This window comes from Pseudomonas antarctica, from assembly GCF_900624995.1.
In the GTDB taxonomy this organism is placed as follows: domain Bacteria; phylum Pseudomonadota; class Gammaproteobacteria; order Pseudomonadales; family Pseudomonadaceae; genus Aquipseudomonas; species Aquipseudomonas antarctica.
Genome location: NZ_UYXQ01000005.1, coordinates 1 through 19,996, shown reverse-complemented (window position 1 = coordinate 19,996; position 19,996 = coordinate 1). Strand labels below are relative to the sequence as shown.

Here is a 19,996-nt window from a genome sequence, read left to right as displayed (position 1 = left end):
CTTGCCTGCTCCCACATTTGAACTGCATTGAGCCTTTAGCGAACGCTGCTTTCGAAGCGGCTCACGCCCGCCAACTCCAACACCAACTCATCCCCCACATTCAACGGCCCTACACCGGCCGGGGTGCCGGTGAGGATCACGTCACCAGCCTGCAGCGAGAAGCAGCCAGCCATGTGTTGGATCATCGGGATGATCGGGTTGAGCATCTGCGCGCTGTTGCCGTCCTGGCGCACTTGGCCGTTGATGCTCAGGCGGATGCCGATGTCGGTGATGTCGGGGAAGGTGCTCCCGACCACGAACGGTGCAATCACTGCCGCACCGTCAAACGACTTGGCGATTTCCCACGGCAGGCCTTTGGCTTTCAGCTCGGCCTGTTTGTCACGCAGGGTCAGGTCCAAGGCCGGGGCAAAGCCGGAAATGGCGTCCAGCACTTCTTCACGGCTGGGTTTGTTCGACAACGGCTTGCCGATCAATACCGCGATTTCCGCTTCGTAGGGCACCGAACCACGCTCGGTAGGGATGGCGAAACCGCCCTCCAGTGCTACCACACAACTGCCCGGCTTGATGAACAACAAGGGCTCGGTCGGTACCGGGTTGTCCAGTTCCTTGGCATGTTCGGCGTAGTTACGCCCGATGCACACCACTTTACCCACGGGAAAGTGGATGTTGGTGCCGTCGACATACTTGTGCTGGTAGCTCATGGAACGACTCCTTCAGGGGCGATTAAACAACGAAGATCTTGCCGGGGTTCATGATCCCGTTAGGGTCGAACACCGCTTTCACTGCCTTCATGTATTCGATTTCAACCGGCGAGCGGCTGTAGGTCAGGTAATCGCGCTTGGTCATGCCCACGCCGTGTTCGGCGGAGATCGAGCCGTTGTACTTCTCGACGGTCTCGAACACCCACTTGTTCACGGTGGCGCACTTGGCGAAGAACTCATCCTTGCTCAGGTTTTCCGGTTTGAGGATGTTCAGGTGCAGGTTGCCGTCGCCGATGTGGCCGAACCAGACGATTTCGAAGTCCGGGTAGTGTTCACCGACGATCGCGTCGATTTCCTTCAAGAACGCCGGCACTTTGGAAACAGTCACCGAAATGTCGTTCTTGTACGGCGTCCAGTGGGAAATGGTCTCGGAGATGTACTCGCGCAGCTTCCACAGGTTGTGCAGTTGGGTTTCACTCTGGCTCATCACGCCGTCCAGCACCCAGCCCTGCTCCACGCAGTGCTCGAAGGTTTCCAGGGCGTGATTGGCGACTTCTTCGGTGGTGGCTTCGAATTCCAGCAGCGCGTAGAACGGGCAATCGGTTTCGAACGGCGCTGGCACATCGCCTCGGCCCATGACTTTGGCCAGGGCTTTGTCAGAGAAGAATTCAAAGGCGGTCAGGTCCAGCTTGCTCTGGAACGCGTGCAGCACCGGCATGATCGAGTCGAAATCCGTGGTGCCGAGCACCATGGCGGTGAGGTTTTTCGGCGCACGGTCCAGGCGCATGGTGGCTTCGACCACAAACCCCAGGGTGCCTTCAGCGCCGATAAACAGCTGGCGCATGTCGTAGCCGGTGGCGTTCTTGATCAGGTCTTTGTTCAGCTCCAGCAGGTCGCCCTTGCCGGTGACGACCTTCATGCCGGCTACCCAGTTACGGGTCATGCCGTAGCGAATAACCTTGATCCCGCCGGCATTGGTGCCGATGTTGCCGCCAATCTGGCTCGAACCCGACGACGCGAAGTCCACCGGGTAGTACAGGCCTTTTTCTTCGGCGACGTTCTGCAATTGCTGGGTGACCACGCCCGGCTGGCACCTGGCGGTGCGGTCGGTGAGGTTCACGTCGAGGATCTGGTTCATGTAGTCGAACGACACCACCACCTCGCCATTCGCGGCTACGGCGGCGGCCGACAAGCCGGTACGACCACCGGATGGCACCAGCGCCACCTTGTGTTCATTGGCCCAACGGACGATGGCCTGTACCTGCTCGGTGGTCTTGGGGAACACGATAGCGGTCGGCGCAGGAGCGAAGTGCTTGGTCCAGTCCTTGCCGTAAGCCTCCAGGGAGTCAGCATCGGTCAGGACCTTGCCAGGCTCTACCAGGGTCTTCAGCTCATCAATCAGGGCAGGATGGGTCATCGACAGAACTCTCGAACAATTCATGGTCATCCTGAGAACGCTTCACGTCGCAGGAATGGGTGTTTAGCGGGGCACGTATGCTAGCATACCGCCCCCGCAGGACAGAGCCCAAGGGCGTTTCTGCGGTGACGGCTTTCCTGCCGTCCGGGTCAGCTCTTGTGCACTGATTCAAGGCACTAACTGCTCGATTCCCTGCCATTTTTCTCCGGGATACAGGTTTACGCAGATGAGCAAGACTTCTCTCGATAAGAGCAAGATCAAGTTCCTTCTTCTGGAAGGCGTCCACCCATCGGCTGTCGACGTACTGAAAGCCGCTGGGTACTCCAGCATTGAGTACATCACCAGTTCTCTGCCGGAAGCCCAGTTAAAGGAAAAGATCGCCGACGCGCACTTTATCGGCATTCGCTCCCGCACTCAGCTGACCGAAGAGATCTTCGAGCACGCCAAGAAACTCGTGGCTGTCGGTTGTTTCTGCATCGGCACCAACCAGGTCGACCTCAACGCTGCACGCGAACGCGGCATTGCGGTGTTCAACGCACCGTACTCCAACACCCGTTCCGTAGCGGAGCTGGTATTGGCCGAGGCCATCCTGCTGCTGCGCGGTATTCCTGAGAAGAACGCTTCCTGCCACCGTGGCGGCTGGATCAAAAGCGCGGCCAACTCCTTCGAAATCCGCGGCAAGAAGCTGGGTATCGTCGGTTACGGCTCGATCGGTACGCAGTTGTCGGTACTGGCCGAAGGCTTGGGCATGCAGGTGTTCTTCTACGACACACTGACCAAGCTGCCATTGGGCAACGCCACTCAGGTGTCGAGCCTGACCGAGCTGCTGGGCATGTCCGACATCGTCACCCTGCACGTTCCGGAAACCGCTGAGACCCAGTGGATGATCGGCGAGAAGGAAATCCGCGCGATCAAGAAAGGCGGCATCCTGATCAATGCTGCACGCGGCACCGTGGTAGAACTGGACGCCCTGGCCGACGCGATCAAGGACAAGCACCTGATCGGCGCCGCGATCGACGTGTTCCCGGTAGAGCCACGCTCTAACGACGACATCTTCGAAAGCCCGCTGCGCGGCCTGGACAACGTGATCCTGACCCCGCACATCGGCGGTTCCACCGCTGAAGCCCAAGCCAACATCGGCCTGGAAGTGTCGGAGAAGCTGGTCAAGTACAGCGACAACGGCACCTCGGTGTCTTCCGTCAACTTCCCGGAAGTGGCGCTGCCGGCTCACCCTGGCAAGCACCGCCTGCTGCACATCCACCAGAACATCCCTGGCGTGATGATGGAGATCAACAAGGTCTTCGCGGAAAACGGCATCAACATCTCCGGTCAGTTCCTGCAGACCAACGAGAAGGTCGGCTACGTGGTGATCGACGTCGACGCCGAGTACTCGGACCTGGCGCAAGAGAAGCTGCAGCACATCAACGGCACGATTCGTAGCCGCGTGTTGTTCTAAGGCTTCAAACGCTGCACAAAAAAAGGGAGACCCGCAAAGGTCTCCCATTTTTTTGTCTGAACAAATCTTACTTGACGTTAACCGTGATGACTTTCGAGGCTACAGTCGGGTTGAACTGCATGTGCAGTTTGTCGCCAGCTACCAGTTGCAAGGTGTGCTTGCCGGGGGTGAGGGTCAGCTCGGTTTCGGTCTGGGCCTTACCGTAGTGAATCACGGAGTCGGTGGCCGGAATCGGCACGCTGGCGTCAGGCAGTTCTTTTTGGTCGATCAGCAGGTGGTGGTGGCCAGTGCCTGGATCCTGGCTAGTGGCCGGGGCCAGTTTGAGGCCTTCCATGCCGAATTTGACGGTGAAGGTTTTATCGACGGTGGCGCCGTCTTTTGGTGACACGATAAATACTTTGGCGCCTTCAGGTGGCGCACTGCGCGGGATACCGTCAGCAGCAGAGACCAACATCGAAGCACCCAGCAACACGCTGGCCAGGGTGGCACGGGACAATAAGGCTTTCATTCGCTTCTCCAGTTTTTCGAGGAATTCTGTTGGGTAATGACAACTTCGCGACAAATTGCTGTCCAAGGCACTCAACACCATAGCAAAGCGACGCTGAACGGCGCCTCGCACATTAAATCTCTAGGAGCGACCATGCGCTTTTCGCCTGGCCTTGTACTTTTGCTTCCTCTTCTGAGCCCTTTGGCTCATGCCGAACTGATCGATGATGTGTTTGATCGAGGCGAACTGCGCATCGCCTTGGAAGCCAACACACCGCCGTTCAATTTCAAGGACGGTGACAAGCTAACCGGTTTTGAAGTGGAACTGGGTGAACAATTGGCCAAGGAAATGGACGTACGGCCCTCGTTTATCACCACCGACGAAGCAGACATGTTGCCAGGCGTTGAATCCGGCAAATACGACGTGGCCATCAACCATATCGCTATGACTGCCGAGCTGCAGCATCGGTTCGATTTCAGTGAGCCCTATAAGAAAACACCTGAGCTGGCGATTCCGTTCCAAAAGGGCAACCCGGCGTTCAAAAGTAGCTTGGACAAGGCGTTGCAACACGTGAAGGCGGATGGCCGCTTGAAGGCGCTGACGCAGAAGTGGTTTGAAGGCGACACACCGGTCGTGAAGACACAATAAACCAACTGTGGGAGGGAGCAGGCCCCTCCCACATTTTGATCTAGGTAAGGCTTGGGAGCTGGGCTAGGGCAGCAGCCGCCTCAGGCAATTCAAGCTCACTGAACACCAACACCCCATGGCGCTTGAGCAGCGCCGCCGTCACCCCTTCGCCGTTCACCTTTACGCCGGTGAAGGTGCCGTCATAGGTCAGCAGGTTGCCGCACGAAGGGCTATTGGCCTTGAGGATGGCGATACGGATGTCGTGCCGTTGCACCAACGCCAGCGCGTGGCGGGCGCCATCGAGAAAGGCGGCACTGAAGTCTTCACCTTCGGCCGTCAGCACTTGAACGCGGCCTTCCCACACATCAATACCCTGCCCGCCCGGAATCTCGGCGGCGGGGCGAGGCGTCGGCAAACCACCCGACACTTCCGGGCAGATCGCAACCACACGACCTTCAGCCTGCCACGCCGCCAACGGGTCGAACGGGCCACTGGCACCACCGTCGTAACGCACCTTGTGCCCAAGCAGGCAGCGGCTGATCAGAATCTTTTGCATACTTAAAACGGCTCGTTACCCCGCCGACGAAACCAGCCGGTCAGGGACAGGCGTTCACGCTTAGCGGGCAGGACTTCGTGGGGCACCTCGCCGGACAGGAACACCACCAGGCTGCCGCCGGTGGGCACCACATCGTATTCCACGCCGTCCTTGAGGTACATGCGCAACTGGCCACCCTGCTCAGGCAGCCAGGCATCGTTCAAATACACCACGGCAGAGACCATGCGCCGGTCATCGTCGCGGAAACGGTCCACGTGCTTGAGGTAAAACGCCCCCGGCGGGTACATCGCGAAATGGCTTTCGAAGTCTTCCAGGCCCAGAAACAGGCCGCGATTCATCGCCTGGCGCAGGCTGTCCATCACGCCCATGTAGGTCTCGCAGACTGGGGCATCACCCTCTTCCAGCCACTGGATATGGTCACCGCGAATGCCCTCGCGGATCTCCTGGGCCAGGCCGCGTCCTACAGCTGCAGGCGCCAATTCGCCCTCAGCCGCACGTTTACGGCACTCAGCCGCCAGTTCCAGGGTCAGAGCCTGGGGCAGGAAGCCGTTCTGCTGCGACCAACCTTTTTCGGCCAAGTCGTCGACAATGCGTTGCAGCAGGGGATGATCAAGGGGTATTTGCATGGCGCGCATAGTATCCATACGCCTGTGAATCCGACAGAGCCGCCGAGCGTCTGAATACACTTTAGTCAGGTGACTGATAGGATTTCTCGACAAATCCTACGCCCGACACGGACAATAGTGGCCGACTGACAGGAGTCCATATGCGTCGTTTGTTTTTTTCCATGCTGATGTTCTGCGTTTTGCCCGCGTGGGCAGACGGCTATGACCCGTTGTACAAGGTCGCAGGCTGGGCCGAACAACGTGCGCATTTCAATGACGCCCTCAGTGCCGCCCAGCAACGCTACCGCAATAGCCTGCCGCCAGCGGTGTTCCAGGCGCTGGTGGACAACAGCAATAAACGCTTTGCCGCCCAGGCCATGGACCAGCGTGCCGAAGCGCAATTGCGCAAAAACCTGGCGGATCCGAAACCCGCCCTGGCGTTTTTCCAGTCGCCGCTGGGCCGCAAGATCGTCGCGGCCGAGTTGCTGGCTACCCGTCGCGACCAGTTGGCAAAAAATGCCAAAGGCCTGCCGCACATCGAAGCCGACGCGACGCGCAGCTTGATCATAGGCCACTTGGCACAGGCGTTGCCCGCCCGTGAAGCCGGCGCGGAGGTCAGCCTGGCAATTGCCGGTGTCGCGGCCGACAGCTTGAGCCAGATGATTCCCGGCCTGTTGGGCGGTGGGCAGGCCCAAGGCATGTTGAACGGGCAGCGTGAGCGGCTGATGCAGCAGATCGGCAATGATCTGAACAACACGTTGCTGTATGTCTATCGGGATTTGTCTGACCCGGAATTGGAAGAGTTTGCTACGTTTGCGGAGTCGCCGCAGGGTCGGGCGTATTACAAGGCGGCGTTGGCGGCGATTCGAGCAGGTCTTGCCGTCGGCCAGAGCACTTCCAGCCTGTCGCAGTAACCATTGTGGCGGCGGACTTGCTCGCGGCCACATTTGGATTGTGTTACTTCAGATGGTCCGTCAAATAACGGAAGTATTCCTCACGAATCTCGGGAATCTCATTCGCCAAGTGGTGCCTGCCGCGCGGGATCATCAACACTTGAGGCTGATCGAACTTGCCCCGCAACACCTGCAAGTTGTGTTGCCAGTCCACCGTCATATCTTCCTCGCCCTGCACAATCACCGGCCGCCTGGGGCTGCGCGGTGCGGCTTCGATGCGTTTGATCCAGCGCGCCAGCGCGCCTACCCAAGCGGTGGGCAGTTGCCGCGGCTGCAAGGGGTCAGCTTCCAGGAACGGTTTGAACTTGGGGTCGTGGGTGTTTTCGCTGAACCGCCGGGCGATGCCTTTGACGAACGGTCGCAGCAGGTAGTAGCTGACCTGCGACCAGCCCCAGGCACGTGGCCGCACCAGCGGTGACAGCAGGAAGGTCTTGCCCTGGGCCGGGCTGTCGGCGCCGTGATTGAGCAAATGGTCCACCACCACCGCGCCACCGGTACTTTGCCCGAACAGATGCCAGGGTTGCGGCAGTTGCAGCGCCTTGGCCTGCACAAACAGCGCCTGTAACACGTCCTGGTATACCGAAAAATCGTCGATGCTCGCGCGCGCGCCGCTGGACAGGCCATGGCCCGGCAAGTCGCAGGCGATCACCACAAAATTCTGCTCCAGCGCCCAGTCCACCACGTTGCGGTACAGCCCCATATGATCGTAGAAACCGTGAAACATGAACATCGTCGCCACAGGCTCGGGCGGCCACCACACCTGCGCCACCACTTGGAAGCCATCTACGTCGAAACGCCCCAGACGGCTTACGGCCGGTACTTTGCGCGCGGCAAAGTCCAGCCCGTAGAAACGCTGGTAGACCCGCGCCTCGGCGCTGAGCGGTTGCGCATCCACGAGGGGTCGCAAGCTTTCGCGCAGCTGATCGGGGTCAAAGCTGACAGGCATAAAGGGTTCCAGACTGACGGTGAAGATGAATATCGAGCTGCGATATTCATCTGTCAGGGCAAGCATGGCAAGCTACGCGACCTTCGAGGATTGATCTGAATGCGACAGCCCTACCGTTCCGCCTTGTTCGCCAGCGTGATCCTGATCATCTGCGCCGGCGTGTTGTGGGCGGCGTATGACTGGTTCCAGGACCGCTACCTGCGTGCATTCAGTGAACATACTGCGGTGTTTTCCGGCGACGCCCTGCGCCTGCCCGCCGAGCTTGCTGGCCCAGGCCCGATCCGCTTGGTGCATTTCTGGGACCCGGCCTGCCCGTGCAACGTCGGCAACCAGCAGCATCTGGGCGAGCTGATTGAGCACTACGCGCCCCAAGGTGTCGAGTTCTATGCCCTGCAAAAAGCCGGCAGCCACGGCCAACTGCCCGACAACCTGCGCAAAATGAAAACCCTTAATACCCTGCTCGGTGCCGACCACGTGCCGGCGACCCCGGCTGTCGGGATTTGGGACCGCACGGGCAAACTTGCGTATTTCGGGCCGTACAGCGAAGGGCTCACGTGCAACTCCAGCAACAGTTTTATCGAGCCGATCCTGCAAGCCCTTGAGGCCGGGCGCGAGGTCGATGCCACCCATACGCTGGCGGTGGGCTGTTACTGCGCATGGAGCAAGGCGTCAAACTGAACACAGGCTGTTCAACGGACAAACTCCAATCATCCGGCCAACCGGCTGCTGTATCGTACGCTTTCGGTAAGATTGTAAGCATAGGAATACATGAGCCAGTTAACCATCATCCTCTGGATGCTCAACGTGATCGTTGATACGTCCGGCCAGTTGGCGTTCAAAGCCGCCGCCTCGGCCAGCGCCGAACATGACGGGCTGGCCCACTGGAAACACATGCTCAAGCGGCCGTGGATCTGGCTGGGCGTGATCTGCTACGTCTTCGAGTTTGTCTTGTGGCTGGCGTTTCTCACGCTCGTGCCGTTGTCAGTCGGCGTGATGCTGGGCTCCATCAACATTGTGGTGATCATGATTGCCGGGCGTTTCCTGTTCAAAGAAAGCCTGAGCAAATGGCGCTTGATCGGCATCATGCTGATCGCCTGTGGTGTGACTGTCGTAGGGTTTGAATGATGAAACGCTTTTATATCCTGGGTTTTCTGGCGCTGATCATTTTCGACACCTTGGCGCAAGTCAGTTTCAAATTCGCCTCGGTGCATGCCGAACCGCTGACCATGGACGTCGCCTGGCTGGTCCGGGTGTTTGGCGCACCGTGGATCTACGGCGCCTTTGTGGGTTACATCGGCGCCTTCTTCACCTGGATGACCTTGCTCAAATACGCCCCCGTGGGCCCGGCGTTTGCGGCCTCCCACCTGGAGCTGATCAGCGTGACGCTGATCTCTGTGTGGCTGTTCGATGACACCTTGACCCTGCCCAAAGTCATCGGTGGCGCGCTGATTATTGCGGGCATTCTCTGCCTGGCGCGTAGCGAAGACAAAGAGAGCAAACAGGTCGAGGTCGAGCCGTCGCAGGCCCCGGCGTCATGACACGCCAGTGGGAAATTCCGCCGACCGCAGGGCTCCCTTTGCGTTGGCGGGATCTGTTCGGTTTCTCTGCTGACCTGGCCGATTCGCTGGCCCGCCAATTCTCGATCCCCCGGCCAGCGCTGCCCTGCTCCGGCACCGCTGCGCTGATCATCGCCTTGCGCACCTTGCAGCAGCGCATGCCGGGCCGCACCCGGCTCATCGTGCCGGCCTACACCTGCCCCTTGGTGGCCTTGGCCGCCCATTACTGCCCACCGTTGCGGGTGGTGCCCTGTGATTTGCAGCCCAACAGCATTGACCTGGACGAACGGCAACTGGCGCAGCTGTGCGACGACAGCACGCTGGCGGTGGTGGTCACGCATCTGGCCGGGCGCGTGGCGGATGTCGATACGGCCAAACGCATTGCCGGCACCGTCGGCGCGGCGGTCATTGAAGACGCGGCGCAAGCCATGGGCGCACTCGACGATGGCCACAGCGTCGGGCTAAAGGGCGATGTGGGTTTTTTCAGCCTGGCACTCGGCAAAGGCCTGACGACGGCGGAAGGCGGCGTGCTGTTCAGTCGCGACCCTGTCTTGCACCAGGCGTTGCACCGACAATGCCAACAGGACCTGCCTTTGAGCCTGCGCTGGGAACTGCAGCGCAGCGCCGAACTGTGGGGTTACGCCCTGGCCTATCAGCCGCGTGGCTTGTATTACGTGTATGGCAAAGGGCTGCGTGCGGCGTTGGCGCAAGGCGATGAAGTGGCCGCAGTGGGCGACGACTTTTCCGTCAGCGACATCCCGCTGCACCGCCTCGGCGGCTATCGCCAGCAGGTCGGCGCCGCCGCGCTGGCTCGCCTGCCGGATTACTTGCAGCAAGGCCGCACCCGCGCATTACGCCGTGCGGCACGCTTAAATGCCTTACCCGGCGTCTCGGTCATCATGGACAGGCCAGGGCAACAAGGTACCTGGCCCTTTCTGATGGTGGTGATGCCGTCCGCACACGCACGTGATGCGGCAATGGCACCGTTGTGGACGTCGGGGCTGGGCGTGACTCGCCTGTTTATCCACACATTGCCGGGTTATCGCAACGTGATCCCGCTGTTGCAGCCCGGCGGCGATATCACCCAAGCCCAGGAATTCGCCACCCGCACGCTGTCGATCAGCAACAGCCATTGGCTGACGGATGAGCGCTTCGAACAGGTACTGGCCCAGCTCAAAGTTATTGTCGCCAACCCTGATTGATACGGGCCACCAAGCGGCTGTTCAGCTCGTTCTGCTGCTGTTGCCAGATCTGTACCTGCGCCGCAGGCAGTTCTTCCTGACCATCGGATGCACTCAACCAGCGCTTGAACTTGCTTTCATAGTGATAGGCCGACACATCGCCGGTGATGTCCGCGCCGATAATCCGGCCCTGGCAGGCACCGATCAAGTCGTTCAAGTGCTGTTCCAGAAACTCGCCTTGGTCCCAGTTGGTGTTGACCACCTCGGGGCTCAGCACATCTTTGTCGATGGACAAGTACACCGGCAATGAACGATCAAATTGCGCCAGGAACGCACCCATCAAATCATCCGGGTGACTGAAGGCGCGATTGCTGCGACCCGCACCGACCCAGTTCATCCATCGCGTGTCGACGTTGACGTTCCAATAGGTCAGCTTGCGCTTGAGCAGCGGCGACCAATGATTCTCCCAGGCGTGGCCCAGGCCGATATCCTGCGAGCCAATGCCGAGCACATGCACATGCTCGACCTGCGGCAAACGGCTGGCCCAGTAAACCCACGAGCCGCAGTGGATGCCAAACGGGTAGCGCATGTTGTCCGGGTGGTTGTCGCAGATGACCAGTTGGAATTTCTGCTGCGTCGGCAGCCGGTTCAACAACAGCTGGCTGAGATGGTGATAATCGCCGCTGCCGGTAAACACACAGCCGTAATCGCCGGGCAGTTGTGCGTGCAGTGCCGTCTCCAGCGCCTTGAACTGCGCCCAGCGGCAGCCGAAGCGGATTTTTTCCTGCCAGGCCTGCAACGGCAAGGTGATCGCGCCGGGAATGTCGCTGACGGCGCCATCAAAATCGAGGATCAGCGGCGGTCGAGCCTGGCTCATGAAGTGTGCTCCTGTTGCCACTGAGCATCGCTTTCAAAGTGATGGCGGAATCGATTGCCCAGTTTGCGCAACAGCGGGTTGCGCACCCATACCAGATGGCGGGTGAAGGTAAAGTCGGCGCCGAGACTGGCCTTGACCTGCGGGTCGGTCCAGCCGGCCACGTAAAACTTCAGGTCGTTGGCCACGGCGTACTCCAGGTTCACAAACCAGCTGACGAAGTACAGGTTGAACTCCAGCGCCTGCGGGTAATTAAGGCCGATGTACTTGTCGAGCAGCTTGTCGCCCTCCACGTAGCACAGGTTGTAGCCAATCAGCTCGTCGCAGTGCCAGTAGCAGAACACGCGCCCGCTGCTGGCAGCGTCCTTCAGCAAACCGCTGAAAAACTCGGGCGTGAGCAGGTCAAAATGGATCTCGCTCTGGTCATACACCGCCCTGTACAGACCGTACAAGTGCGTAAGCCAAGCGTCATCGTTGAAGCGCGCATCGCCGGTTTCCAGGATTTCCACCCGCATCGCCTCACGGCTGCGCAGTTTGCGTCGGATATTGCGCCGACGGCTGTGGGACAAGCGTGCCAGGTATTCATCGATGGTGGTGAAGTTGATCGGCACATACGCCAGCGCCTGGCCTTCCAGGCTGATGAAGCCGCGCCGGGTGCAATCCTCGACCAAGTCGTGTGCGTAGCGATTGTCCGCATCGCTGAGCAGTGGTGAATTGCACGGCACGTCTTTGATAATGGTGAGTTGGCGCTGCGGTGCACATTCATAGTGCAGCCACTGCGCAAGGTCTTGGGGCGTCACGCCTTGGGGCAACGGTGAGTATTCGCTGACCGTGGTGCCGACAAAACAGCTGTCGATACGCAACCACGAATGCCAGAAGCGATACCCCAGCCAGCCGCGGACACGCTTTACGAACGCATCGTCGGCGGTGGTTAACAGGTCGAACGGCGTATAGAAGTACGGCAAGCCCTGGTCGGACAGGTGAGCGTCAAAGCCCACCGGCGGGTGTTGTAAAAAGCGGCCGATCAGCGATTGCGCTTCCAGGCAGCACGCGTAGGCAACCTCGGGGGCACTGGAGTTCGGCATAGGTTGCAGGGCGCAAGTCATGACAAAAAGCTCAAAGATGACAGGTGGGATGATAGCCCTAAGGCCTGTTGTGCACTTGAACCTCGGCTGTCGAAGAGGCACATCAGCATTTCCCTCAGCCCCCGCCAAACCTATTAGACTCCGTTGACTTGAAAGGTGAATGACCAAGGATCGTCCATGAAACGCAGCCTGACCGTGCTCGCTATCCTGATTGCCGCCCTGATGGCTGGCGCCGGCGGGTATGTCTACAGCAAACAGCCGACCCGCCAGGGCACCGAAACACTGGCCAATCTGCAAGGCACGGTCACGGTGCGCTACGACGACCGTGGCGTGCCGCATATCCGCGCCGAGAACGAGACCGACCTGTATCGCGCCTTAGGCTATGTGCATGCCCAAGACCGGCTGTTCCAGATGGAGATCATGCGGCGCCTGGCCCGTGGCGAACTGGCCGAGGTGCTGGGGCCTAAGCTGCTGGAGACCGACAAACTGTTTCGCAGCCTGCGCATTCGTGAGCGTGCCTTGAGTTACGTGGAACACATTGACCACGATTCAGCGTCATGGAAAGCCCTGCAAGCCTACCTGGACGGGATTAACCAGTATCAGGACAGCCACGCCAGCCCGATGGAGTTCGACGTGCTGGGCATCCCCAAGCGGCCGTTTACCGCCGAGGACACCATCAGCGTCGCCGGGTACATGGCCTATAGCTTTGCCGCCGCGTTTCGTACCGAACCGCTGCTGACTTACGTACGCGACCAACTGGGCAGCGACTACCTCAAGGTCTTTGACCTGGACTGGCAACCCAAGGGCGCGCTCAACCTCGCCGCCAGCGACTGGAAAACCCTCAGCGCCATCGCCTCCTTGAGCGAGCAGGCACTGGCCGATAACGGCTTGCCGCAATTCGAAGGCAGCAACGCCTGGGCCATCAGCGGCAGCCGCACCAAAAGTGGCAAGCCATTGCTGGCTGGCGATCCGCATATCCGCTTCTCGGTGCCATCGGTGTGGTACGAGGCCCAGCTCTCGGCGCCGGGCTTTGAGCTGTACGGTTATCACAACGCGCTGGTGCCAGTGGCGTTCCTGGGCCACAACCTGGAGTTCGGCTGGAGCCTGACCATGTTCCAGAACGATGACCTCGACCTGATCGCCGAAAAGGTCAACCCGGACAATCCCAACCAGGTCTGGTACCACGGCCAATGGGTCAACATGACCAGCAGCGAGCAGCAGATTGCGGTGAAGGGTCAAGCGCCGGTCACGCTGACACTGCGACAGTCGCCCCACGGCCCGATTATCAATGACGTGCTCGGCGAAAATGCAGGCAAAACGCCGATTGCCATGTGGTGGGCATTCCTGGACACCGAAAACCCGATCCTCGAAGGGTTCTACCAGCTCAACCGCGCGGACACCCTGGCCAAGGCCCGCGCCGCAGCGGCGATGGTGTCGGCGCCAGGCCTGAATATTGTCTGGGCAAACGCCAAGGGTGATATCGGCTGGTGGGCGGCAGCGCAGTTGCCGATCCGCCCAGCCGGGGTGAATGCCGGTTTTATCCTCGACGGCAGCACCGCCCAGGCCGACAAGCTGGGCTTTTACCCATTCAGTGCCAACCCGCAGGAAGAGAACCCGGCGCGCGGCTATGTGGTGTCGGCGAATGCCCAGCCGGTGTCGCCCACCGGCATGGAGATTCCCGGTTATTACAACCTCGCCGACCGTGGCCAGCAGTTGAACACGCAGTTGAGCGACAAAAGCGTGAAGTGGGACGTAAACAACAGCCAGGCCCTGCAACTGGGCACCACCACTGCCTACGGCCCACGCTTGCTAGCGCCGCTGTTGCCGGTGCTGCGTGAGGTGGTCAAAGACCCGGCGCAGTTGAAACGGGTGGAGCAGCTTGCACGCTGGAAGGGTGACTACCCGCTGGATTCCACCAGCGCCACGCTGTTCAACCAGTTCCTGTTCAACCTCACCGACGCGGTCTTCCACCCAAAACTCGGCGACGGCATGTTCAAGACCCTGCTCACTACGCGGGTGATCGATGCCGCCCTGCCTCGCCTCGCCGCTTCGCCGGATTCGCCCTGGTGGGGTGGCAAGCGCGCCGACACGGTCAAGCTCGCCTGGGACAACAGCCTGGCGCACCTCAAAGCCACCTTGGGTGATGACCCGACGCAGTGGCAATGGGGCAAGGCTCACACTCTGACGCATGGCCACCCGCTGGGCATGCAGAAGCCGCTGGACAAGATCTTCAACGTCGGCCCGTTCGCCGCACCCGGCACCCACGAAGTGCCGAACAACCTGTCAGCCATGATCGGTCCCGCGCCTTGGCCGGTGACCTACGGCCCATCGACCCGTCGCCTGATCGACTTCGCCGACCCGGCCCATGCCCTGACCATCAACCCGGTGGGGCAAAGCGGTGTGCCGTTTGATTCGCACTATGGCGACCAGGCGCAAACCTACATTGAGGGTGGTTACGAGCAGGCGCATTTCAGTGATGAGGAAGTCACGGCGAATACGCGGGGCACGCTGAAATTACTGCCTGCTAGATAACCGCCTGGAAACCAGCTCCCCCATTTGATCTTGGTTGTGACGGCTACCGCGCCCTCAGGCGCCCCGGCGCCTCGCCGTAGGTTTCTTTGAACTTCTTGCTGAACGCTGCCTGGGACTGATAACCCACCTGGGCGGCGATATCCATCAGGCTCAGGCGTGACTGGTGCAGCAGATTGAACGCCAACTCCATACGCAACTGGGTCAGCAGCACCCACGGGGATACACCCGCCACCTTCACAAAGGTACGCATGAAGGTCGCTCGCGACATCGTCGCAACCAAGGCCAGGCTGTCGATGGTCCATTCATGGCCGGGCTCGGCCAGCATCGCCTGCCAGGCCTTGCTCAGGCGCTTGTCGGCGAGCAAGGCGAAGGTGCCGGTCACCGGCGCCTGAAGGGTCAGCCAGGTGCGCAGGATCAGGGTGAACAAGGCCGACGACAGCGCATCGATAAACGAGCGGGCGCCCAGTTGTTGCCCATCCGCTTCGCTGCGCAACAAAGCAATCAACGCAGCCAATTGCCCATCGCCCTGCCACTGCCGACTGGACACCACCAGATACTCCGGCAACGCGGCAAACAACAACGACTGCCGGTTGTAGTGAAAGCTGCCGCAGAGCATGTCCAAGTCCACCCGTTCGCCACCCAGGCGATGAACCGGAAGTAAACCGCCCTCAATCACCGTCGGTGGCATCGGCTGGATGCGTGAACCTGGACTGCGCAACAAATGGGTGGCGCCACCGGGCATCAGCAGGATATCGCCCTCCCCCAGCGTTACGTGCTGCCCGCTCGTTAACTCGGCGCGGCAGGTGCCGCTGAGCACAATGTGATACGGCGCCACGCCCAAATTCTCCGGCGTGTGATCCAGCGCCCAGTCGCCCTGGAACTGGCAACGCAAATCCAGGCTGCCGCGCAGGTTGGCCATCTTGATAAGGGTGTCGATCGAATTCATTTGCGAACATCGGTCAAAAAGATGAGCGGATTGAACAATGCCCCTAACCCCGAACAGCACAGACTGGCTTCACACCCAACCTGTTCAGGAGTTACCGCAATGTTCAATAACTGGTCCGACTTGCTGCCTACCGTAAAGAAAGCCTTTGGCGCGCTGGGCAAGAGCAACCCGAAGATGGTCAAAGCGTACATGGCGTTGGACGAGGCTGCCGAGGAAAACAACGTGCTCGACGCCAAGACCCGTGAGCTGATTTCCATCGCCGTGGCTATCACCACGCGCTGTGACGGCTGCATCGGCGTGCATGCGGATGCGGCGATCAAAGCCGGCGCGACCCGCGAGGAAGTGGCCGCGACCCTGGCCACCGCAATTTCCATGAACGCGGGCGCGGCATATATCTACTCACTGCGCGCCCTGGAAGCCTACGACACGCTCAAACCAGCGCCGCAAAGTTAAGCCTGAACTGCTGCGGCGTCACGCCCAGCCGGCGGTTGAACACGCTGCGCATGTGCTGGGCATCGCGAAACCCGCATTGGTAGGCCACGGTCTTGAGCGGCGCGGGGCTGCTTTCGAGCATCACCCGCGCCGCGTCCACCCGCGCCCGCTCGACAAACTCCGCCGGGGTGATGCGCGCCTCACGGGCAAACACCCGGGAGAAATTACGCGCGCTCATATTGGCCGCCTTGGCGAGGTCGGCGATAGTCAAATCCCCGGTCAGGTTCGCCAGTACGTACAACTGCACCAACGCCACCGCCGAGGTGCTTTCAGCGTGGGGCGTCAGGAAGGGGCTGAACTGCGACTGCCCGCCCGCTCGCTGGGTGAACACCACCAGGCGCTTGGCCACGCTCAGCGCGACTTCCGGGCCGTGGTCCTGGGCCAGCAGAAACAGCGACAGGTCGATGCCCGCCGTCACACCCGCCGAGGTGTAGAGGTTGCCGTCCTGCACGTAGAGGCGGTCGGCGTCGACCTGAGCAGAGGGGCACAGGCGCGCCAGGTCGGCGGCATCGTTCCAATGGGTGGTGACGGTTTTGCCATCCAGTAACCCGGCGCGGGCCAGCATGAAGGCGCCATTGCAGATCGAGCCGAAGCGCTGCGCACGGGCAGTGGCAGCGCGTAGCCAGTCGTCAAATGCTGCGCCGAAATCGTCGAAGGGCAATTGCGGGCCACCGGCGACCAGCAGCAGGTCGTAGGCGCTCAGGGCTTCGCTGTAATGCCGGTGGGCCTGCAACGACAAGCCGTTGGAGGCCGCCATGCTGCCGTGGCGCAGGCCGATCACTTCAAGTTGGTATTGGTCGTCGGGCAGCAGGAAACGGTTGGCCTCGCAGAACACATCCATGGGGCCGGTTACGTCCAGCGACTGGACGCCGGGGAAGATCAGGATGGCGACGGTTTTGCCCATGAACAACTCACCTTCTACTGGAAGAACATAAACCCCCTGTGGGAGCTGGCTTGTCGGGTCGCCGCATCGCTGCGATCGCATCACCCCAGTCTAACTGACAGACCGAGTCGCCAGCATCGCAGGCAAGCCAGCGCCCACATTTGACCGCATCTGGCGCGATATCGAGGCACATTGGCCGGGATCGCACCCTCGCGGCAATAGCCCCGTCGCGGGCGCGCGGCCAGACTGGACGTATCGGCGCCATCCCCGGCGCTTGCTTGAGGAGAACGACATTGAGCACCTCCATCGCCGGTATCCAGATCCCGGACAGCGCATTGGCCAAGGCCACCACTGAATACATCCGCGACGTCGAATCCGACCTGCTCTACCACCACTCACGCCGGGTGTTCCTGTTCGGCGCGTTGAGCGGTGAGCGCAAGCAGTTGGCCTATAACCCGGAGCTGCTTTACGTCGGCGCAATGTTCCACGACCTCGGCCTGGTCGAGGGCCATCGCAGTGACGACGAGCGCTTCGAAGTGGATGGCGCCAACGCCGCCGCTGCGTTCCTCAAGCCGTACGGGCTGAGCGATGACGATATCGAACAAGTGTGGTTGTCGATCGCCCTGCACACCACGCCGGGTGTGCCGCAGCATCTGCGCCCGACCGTGGCGCTGGTGACTGCCGGCGTGGAAATGGACGTATTGGGCATGGACTACGCCGCCTTTTCCAGCGTACAGCGCGAAGCCGTGGTGCATGCGCATCCACGTGGTGAAGGGTTCAAGGAATGCATCATCTGCGCGTTTGCCGACGGCTTGCGCCATCGCCCGCAGACCACGTTTGGCAACGTGAAGACGGATGTGCTGGTGGATCAGGAGCCGGGGTTCAAGCCGATGAATTTTGTGGAGGTGATTCGTAAGTCGCCGTGGGCTGCATAGTTGACTTGGAATGCAATCAACTGTGGGAGCTGGCTTGCCTGCGATGAGGCCCTGCCAGTCGACTCATCTGCCGACTGACACACCGCTATCGCAGGCAAGCCAGCTCCCACATTTTTCATCCCACTCCGGCAGTTAAACCGGTGCAGCCGCCCGGCGCTTGTCCGGCTGCTGCCAGCCATCCGCCGCGGCCTCTTCAATCGCTTGCTGAATGGCCTTCTTGCGATGTTCTTCGGCACGGCGGCTGAAGAACCACACCAGGAAGGTCACCAGCGACACCGCCAACAGAATCAGGCTGGCGACGGCGTTGATCTCGGGTTTAACCCCAAGACGCACGGCCGAGAACACTTCCATCGGCAAGGTGGTCGAACCCGGCCCCGACACGAAGCTGGCGAGTACCAGGTCATCCAGCGACAGCGCGAACGACATCATGCCGCCCGCCGCCAACGACGGCGCGATCATCGGGATGGTGATCAAGAAGAACACCTTCCACGGTCGCGCGCCGAGGTCCATGGCCGCTTCTTCGATCGACAAGTCCAGCTCACGCAAGCGCGCCGACACCACCACCGCCACATACGCCGCACAGAACGTGGTGTGGGCGATCCAGATGGTGACAATGCCACGTTCCTGCGGCCAACCGATCATCTGCGCCATGGCCACGAACAGCAGCAACAGCGACAGACCGGTGATCACCTCAGGCATTACCAGTGGCGCCGTCACCAAGCCGCCGAACAGCGTGCGGCCCTTGAACTGGCTGATGCGCGTCAGCACGAACGCCGCCAACGTACCCAGCGCCACGGCGGCCACCGCCGTGTAGCAGGCGATTTCCAGGGAGCGGGCCACCGAGCCCATCAGTTGGGTGTTGTCCAACAGGCCCACGTACCACTTGATCGACCAACCGCCCCACACCGTCACCAGCTTGGATTCGTTGAACGAGTAGATCACCAGTATCAGCATCGGCAGGTAGATAAACAACAACCCCGCCACCAGCATAAAACTCGAGAAACTGAAGCGCTTCATATCTTGCCCTCCAGCTCTTTGGCTTGGCTGCGGTTGAACAGGATGATCGGCACAATCAGGATCGCCAGCATCACCACCGCCAGGGCAGACGCCACCGGCCAGTCACGGTTGTTGAAGAATTCTTGCCACAACACTTTACCGATCATCAGGGTTTCCGGCCCGCCGAGCAGTTCCGGGATCACGAACTCGCCCACTACCGGAATGAACACCAGCATGCAGCCGGCGATGATGCCGTTCTTGGACAGCGGCACGGTGATTTTCCAGAAGCTGTTGAAGGTGCTCGAGCCCAGGTCGGACGCGGCTTCCAGCAGGCTCTGGTCATGCTTCACCAGGTTGGCGTACAGCGGCAGGATCATGAACGGCAGGTACGAGTAGACCACGCCGATGTACACCGCAATGTTGGTGTTGAGGATCTGCAGCGGCTCGTTGATCAAGCCGATGGACATCAGGAAGCTGTTGAGCAGCCCGTTGTTGCTGAGGATGCCCATCCACGCATACACGCGGATCAGGATCGCGGTCCACGTCGGCATCATGATCAGCAGCACCAACACGGTCTGCATCTCTTTGCGCGCGCTGGCAATGGCGTAGGCCATCGGGTAACCGATCAGCAGACACAACAGCGTGCTGAAAAACGCCATCTTCAGCGAGCCCAGGTACGCGGCGATATACAGCTCATCGCCCGCCAGCAAACTGTAGTTCGCCAGGTTCAGCACCAGTTGCAGCTTCTGCTCAACGTAGGTGTAGATC

General features: G+C 60.5%; 22 protein-coding genes. 10 read left to right on the top strand and 12 right to left on the bottom strand.

Going from position 1 to position 19,996, the window contains the following annotated elements; all coding sequences use genetic code 11:
- Positions 1-35: 35 nt before the first annotated feature.
- Complete coding sequence (locus E0F99_RS05160) at positions 36-701, bottom strand: fumarylacetoacetate hydrolase family protein (protein ID WP_130908721.1); 666 nt, start codon at positions 699-701, stop codon at positions 36-38.
- A 22-nt stretch (positions 702-723) separates the two neighbouring features.
- On the bottom strand, positions 724-2,118 hold the full coding sequence (locus E0F99_RS05155) for an FAD-binding oxidoreductase (RefSeq protein ID WP_083356246.1): 1,395 nt from the start codon (positions 2,116-2,118) through the stop codon (positions 724-726).
- A 226-nt stretch (positions 2,119-2,344) separates the two neighbouring features.
- Here E0F99_RS05155 and serA point away from each other — a divergent pair, with 226 nt between their 5' ends.
- Positions 2,345-3,574 carry a phosphoglycerate dehydrogenase gene (gene serA / locus E0F99_RS05145; RefSeq protein WP_083356245.1) on the top strand — a complete coding sequence of 410 codons (1,230 nt, stop codon included), beginning with the start codon at positions 2,345-2,347 and terminating at the stop codon, positions 3,572-3,574.
- A gap of 67 nt (positions 3,575-3,641) precedes the next feature.
- On the opposite strand, the gene E0F99_RS05140 is transcribed toward serA, so the two are convergent.
- Positions 3,642-4,082 carry a DUF4399 domain-containing protein gene (locus E0F99_RS05140; protein WP_083356244.1) on the bottom strand — a complete coding sequence of 147 codons (441 nt, stop codon included), beginning with the start codon at positions 4,080-4,082 and terminating at the stop codon, positions 3,642-3,644.
- A 132-nt stretch (positions 4,083-4,214) separates the two neighbouring features.
- On the opposite strand from E0F99_RS05140, the gene E0F99_RS05135 reads away from it, so the two are divergent.
- Positions 4,215-4,709 carry a transporter substrate-binding domain-containing protein gene (locus E0F99_RS05135; protein WP_083356243.1) on the top strand — a complete coding sequence of 165 codons (495 nt, stop codon included), beginning with the start codon at positions 4,215-4,217 and terminating at the stop codon, positions 4,707-4,709.
- Positions 4,710-4,749: 40 nt separating this feature from the next.
- Here E0F99_RS05135 and E0F99_RS05130 read toward each other — a convergent pair whose 3' ends face one another.
- Both E0F99_RS05130 and E0F99_RS05125 read right to left on the bottom strand, forming a co-directional pair.
- Complete coding sequence (locus tag E0F99_RS05130) at positions 4,750-5,244, bottom strand: 2-thiouracil desulfurase family protein (protein WP_083356242.1); 495 nt, start codon at positions 5,242-5,244, stop codon at positions 4,750-4,752.
- 2 nt (positions 5,245-5,246) lie between these two features.
- Positions 5,247-5,879: a 2OG-Fe(II) oxygenase gene (locus tag E0F99_RS05125; protein WP_083356241.1), complete on the bottom strand. Its 633-nt coding sequence runs from the start codon at positions 5,877-5,879 to the stop codon at positions 5,247-5,249.
- 131 nt (positions 5,880-6,010) lie between these two features.
- Here E0F99_RS05125 and E0F99_RS05120 point away from each other — a divergent pair, with 131 nt between their 5' ends.
- Positions 6,011-6,763: a DUF2059 domain-containing protein gene (locus E0F99_RS05120; protein ID WP_083356240.1), complete on the top strand. Its 753-nt coding sequence runs from the start codon at positions 6,011-6,013 to the stop codon at positions 6,761-6,763.
- A 43-nt stretch (positions 6,764-6,806) separates the two neighbouring features.
- Here E0F99_RS05120 and bipL read toward each other — a convergent pair whose 3' ends face one another.
- Complete coding sequence (bipL, locus tag E0F99_RS05115) at positions 6,807-7,748, bottom strand: phospholipase BipL (protein WP_083360346.1); 942 nt, start codon at positions 7,746-7,748, stop codon at positions 6,807-6,809.
- Positions 7,749-7,847: 99 nt separating this feature from the next.
- Between bipL and E0F99_RS05110 the strand changes: the two genes are divergently transcribed.
- The 4 genes from E0F99_RS05110 (at position 7,848) to E0F99_RS05095 (ending at position 10,506) form a co-directional block, all read left to right on the top strand.
- Positions 7,848-8,426 (top strand): DUF6436 domain-containing protein, encoded by a 579-nt coding sequence (locus E0F99_RS05110; protein WP_083356239.1) that lies wholly within the window; start codon positions 7,848-7,850, stop codon positions 8,424-8,426.
- A gap of 90 nt (positions 8,427-8,516) precedes the next feature.
- Positions 8,517-8,873: an EamA family transporter gene (locus E0F99_RS05105; protein WP_026013873.1), complete on the top strand. Its 357-nt coding sequence runs from the start codon at positions 8,517-8,519 to the stop codon at positions 8,871-8,873.
- Positions 8,873-9,286 (top strand): DMT family transporter, encoded by a 414-nt coding sequence (locus tag E0F99_RS05100; RefSeq protein ID WP_083356238.1) that lies wholly within the window; start codon positions 8,873-8,875, stop codon positions 9,284-9,286. Before E0F99_RS05105 ends, E0F99_RS05100 begins: the two co-directional genes overlap by 1 nt.
- Positions 9,283-10,506, top strand: a complete 1,224-nt coding sequence (locus tag E0F99_RS05095; RefSeq protein WP_083356237.1) for a DegT/DnrJ/EryC1/StrS family aminotransferase — start codon at positions 9,283-9,285, stop codon at positions 10,504-10,506. The genes E0F99_RS05100 and E0F99_RS05095 overlap by 4 nt, the downstream gene beginning before the upstream one ends.
- On the opposite strand, the gene E0F99_RS05090 is transcribed toward E0F99_RS05095, so the two are convergent.
- Both E0F99_RS05090 and E0F99_RS05085 read right to left on the bottom strand, forming a co-directional pair.
- Positions 10,484-11,362 (bottom strand): hypothetical protein, encoded by an 879-nt coding sequence (locus E0F99_RS05090; RefSeq protein WP_083356236.1) that lies wholly within the window; start codon positions 11,360-11,362, stop codon positions 10,484-10,486. The two genes, E0F99_RS05095 and E0F99_RS05090, sit on opposite strands and share 23 nt — an antisense overlap.
- Positions 11,359-12,465 carry a GNAT family N-acetyltransferase gene (locus E0F99_RS05085; RefSeq protein WP_083356235.1) on the bottom strand — a complete coding sequence of 369 codons (1,107 nt, stop codon included), beginning with the start codon at positions 12,463-12,465 and terminating at the stop codon, positions 11,359-11,361. The genes E0F99_RS05090 and E0F99_RS05085 overlap by 4 nt, the downstream gene beginning before the upstream one ends.
- 156 nt (positions 12,466-12,621) lie before the next feature.
- On the opposite strand from E0F99_RS05085, the gene E0F99_RS05080 reads away from it, so the two are divergent.
- Positions 12,622-14,976, top strand: coding sequence for a penicillin acylase family protein (locus E0F99_RS05080; protein ID WP_083356234.1), 2,355 nt, complete (start codon positions 12,622-12,624; stop codon positions 14,974-14,976).
- 43 nt (positions 14,977-15,019) lie between these two features.
- Here the strand turns inward: E0F99_RS05080 and E0F99_RS05075 are convergent, their stop codons facing one another.
- Positions 15,020-15,922 (bottom strand): AraC family transcriptional regulator, encoded by a 903-nt coding sequence (locus tag E0F99_RS05075; RefSeq protein WP_083356233.1) that lies wholly within the window; start codon positions 15,920-15,922, stop codon positions 15,020-15,022.
- A gap of 99 nt (positions 15,923-16,021) precedes the next feature.
- Between E0F99_RS05075 and E0F99_RS05070 the strand changes: the two genes are divergently transcribed.
- Complete coding sequence (locus E0F99_RS05070; protein WP_083356232.1) at positions 16,022-16,375, top strand: carboxymuconolactone decarboxylase family protein; 354 nt, start codon at positions 16,022-16,024, stop codon at positions 16,373-16,375.
- Here the strand turns inward: E0F99_RS05070 and E0F99_RS05065 are convergent.
- Positions 16,353-17,318 carry a GlxA family transcriptional regulator gene (locus E0F99_RS05065; RefSeq protein ID WP_083356231.1) on the bottom strand — a complete coding sequence of 322 codons (966 nt, stop codon included), beginning with the start codon at positions 17,316-17,318 and terminating at the stop codon, positions 16,353-16,355. The genes E0F99_RS05070 and E0F99_RS05065 overlap by 23 nt on opposite strands.
- A 272-nt stretch (positions 17,319-17,590) precedes the next feature.
- On the opposite strand from E0F99_RS05065, the gene E0F99_RS05060 reads away from it, so the two are divergent.
- Positions 17,591-18,232 (top strand): HD domain-containing protein, encoded by a 642-nt coding sequence (locus tag E0F99_RS05060; RefSeq protein ID WP_083356230.1) that lies wholly within the window; start codon positions 17,591-17,593, stop codon positions 18,230-18,232.
- Positions 18,233-18,364: 132 nt separating this feature from the next.
- Here E0F99_RS05060 and E0F99_RS05055 read toward each other — a convergent pair whose 3' ends face one another.
- Complete coding sequence (locus E0F99_RS05055; RefSeq protein WP_083356229.1) at positions 18,365-19,249, bottom strand: ABC transporter permease subunit; 885 nt, start codon at positions 19,247-19,249, stop codon at positions 18,365-18,367.
- A partial coding sequence (locus E0F99_RS05050; protein WP_130908720.1) for an ABC transporter permease subunit occupies positions 19,246-19,996 on the bottom strand: 751 nt, incomplete at its 5' end. The genes E0F99_RS05050 and E0F99_RS05055, both read right to left, overlap by 4 nt.

Coding starts and splice junctions, on each gene's coding strand:
- E0F99_RS05160 (WP_130908721.1), bottom strand. CDS start 701: ATGAGCTACCAGCACAAGTATGTCGACGGCACCAACATCCACTTTCCC.
- E0F99_RS05155 (WP_083356246.1), bottom strand. CDS start 2,118: ATGACCCATCCTGCCCTGATTGATGAGCTGAAGACCCTGGTAGAGCCT.
- serA (WP_083356245.1), top strand. CDS start 2,345: ATGAGCAAGACTTCTCTCGATAAGAGCAAGATCAAGTTCCTTCTTCTG.
- E0F99_RS05140 (WP_083356244.1), bottom strand. CDS start 4,082: ATGAAAGCCTTATTGTCCCGTGCCACCCTGGCCAGCGTGTTGCTGGGT.
- E0F99_RS05135 (WP_083356243.1), top strand. CDS start 4,215: ATGCGCTTTTCGCCTGGCCTTGTACTTTTGCTTCCTCTTCTGAGCCCT.
- E0F99_RS05130 (WP_083356242.1), bottom strand. CDS start 5,244: ATGCAAAAGATTCTGATCAGCCGCTGCCTGCTTGGGCACAAGGTGCGT.
- E0F99_RS05125 (WP_083356241.1), bottom strand. CDS start 5,879: ATGCGCGCCATGCAAATACCCCTTGATCATCCCCTGCTGCAACGCATT.
- E0F99_RS05120 (WP_083356240.1), top strand. CDS start 6,011: ATGCGTCGTTTGTTTTTTTCCATGCTGATGTTCTGCGTTTTGCCCGCG.
- bipL (WP_083360346.1), bottom strand. CDS start 7,748: ATGCCTGTCAGCTTTGACCCCGATCAGCTGCGCGAAAGCTTGCGACCC.
- E0F99_RS05110 (WP_083356239.1), top strand. CDS start 7,848: ATGCGACAGCCCTACCGTTCCGCCTTGTTCGCCAGCGTGATCCTGATC.
- E0F99_RS05105 (WP_026013873.1), top strand. CDS start 8,517: ATGAGCCAGTTAACCATCATCCTCTGGATGCTCAACGTGATCGTTGAT.
- E0F99_RS05100 (WP_083356238.1), top strand. CDS start 8,873: ATGAAACGCTTTTATATCCTGGGTTTTCTGGCGCTGATCATTTTCGAC.
- E0F99_RS05095 (WP_083356237.1), top strand. CDS start 9,283: ATGACACGCCAGTGGGAAATTCCGCCGACCGCAGGGCTCCCTTTGCGT.
- E0F99_RS05090 (WP_083356236.1), bottom strand. CDS start 11,362: ATGAGCCAGGCTCGACCGCCGCTGATCCTCGATTTTGATGGCGCCGTC.
- E0F99_RS05085 (WP_083356235.1), bottom strand. CDS start 12,465: ATGACTTGCGCCCTGCAACCTATGCCGAACTCCAGTGCCCCCGAGGTT.
- E0F99_RS05080 (WP_083356234.1), top strand. CDS start 12,622: ATGAAACGCAGCCTGACCGTGCTCGCTATCCTGATTGCCGCCCTGATG.
- E0F99_RS05075 (WP_083356233.1), bottom strand. CDS start 15,922: ATGAATTCGATCGACACCCTTATCAAGATGGCCAACCTGCGCGGCAGC.
- E0F99_RS05070 (WP_083356232.1), top strand. CDS start 16,022: ATGTTCAATAACTGGTCCGACTTGCTGCCTACCGTAAAGAAAGCCTTT.
- E0F99_RS05065 (WP_083356231.1), bottom strand. CDS start 17,318: ATGGGCAAAACCGTCGCCATCCTGATCTTCCCCGGCGTCCAGTCGCTG.
- E0F99_RS05055 (WP_083356229.1), bottom strand. CDS start 19,249: ATGAAGCGCTTCAGTTTCTCGAGTTTTATGCTGGTGGCGGGGTTGTTG.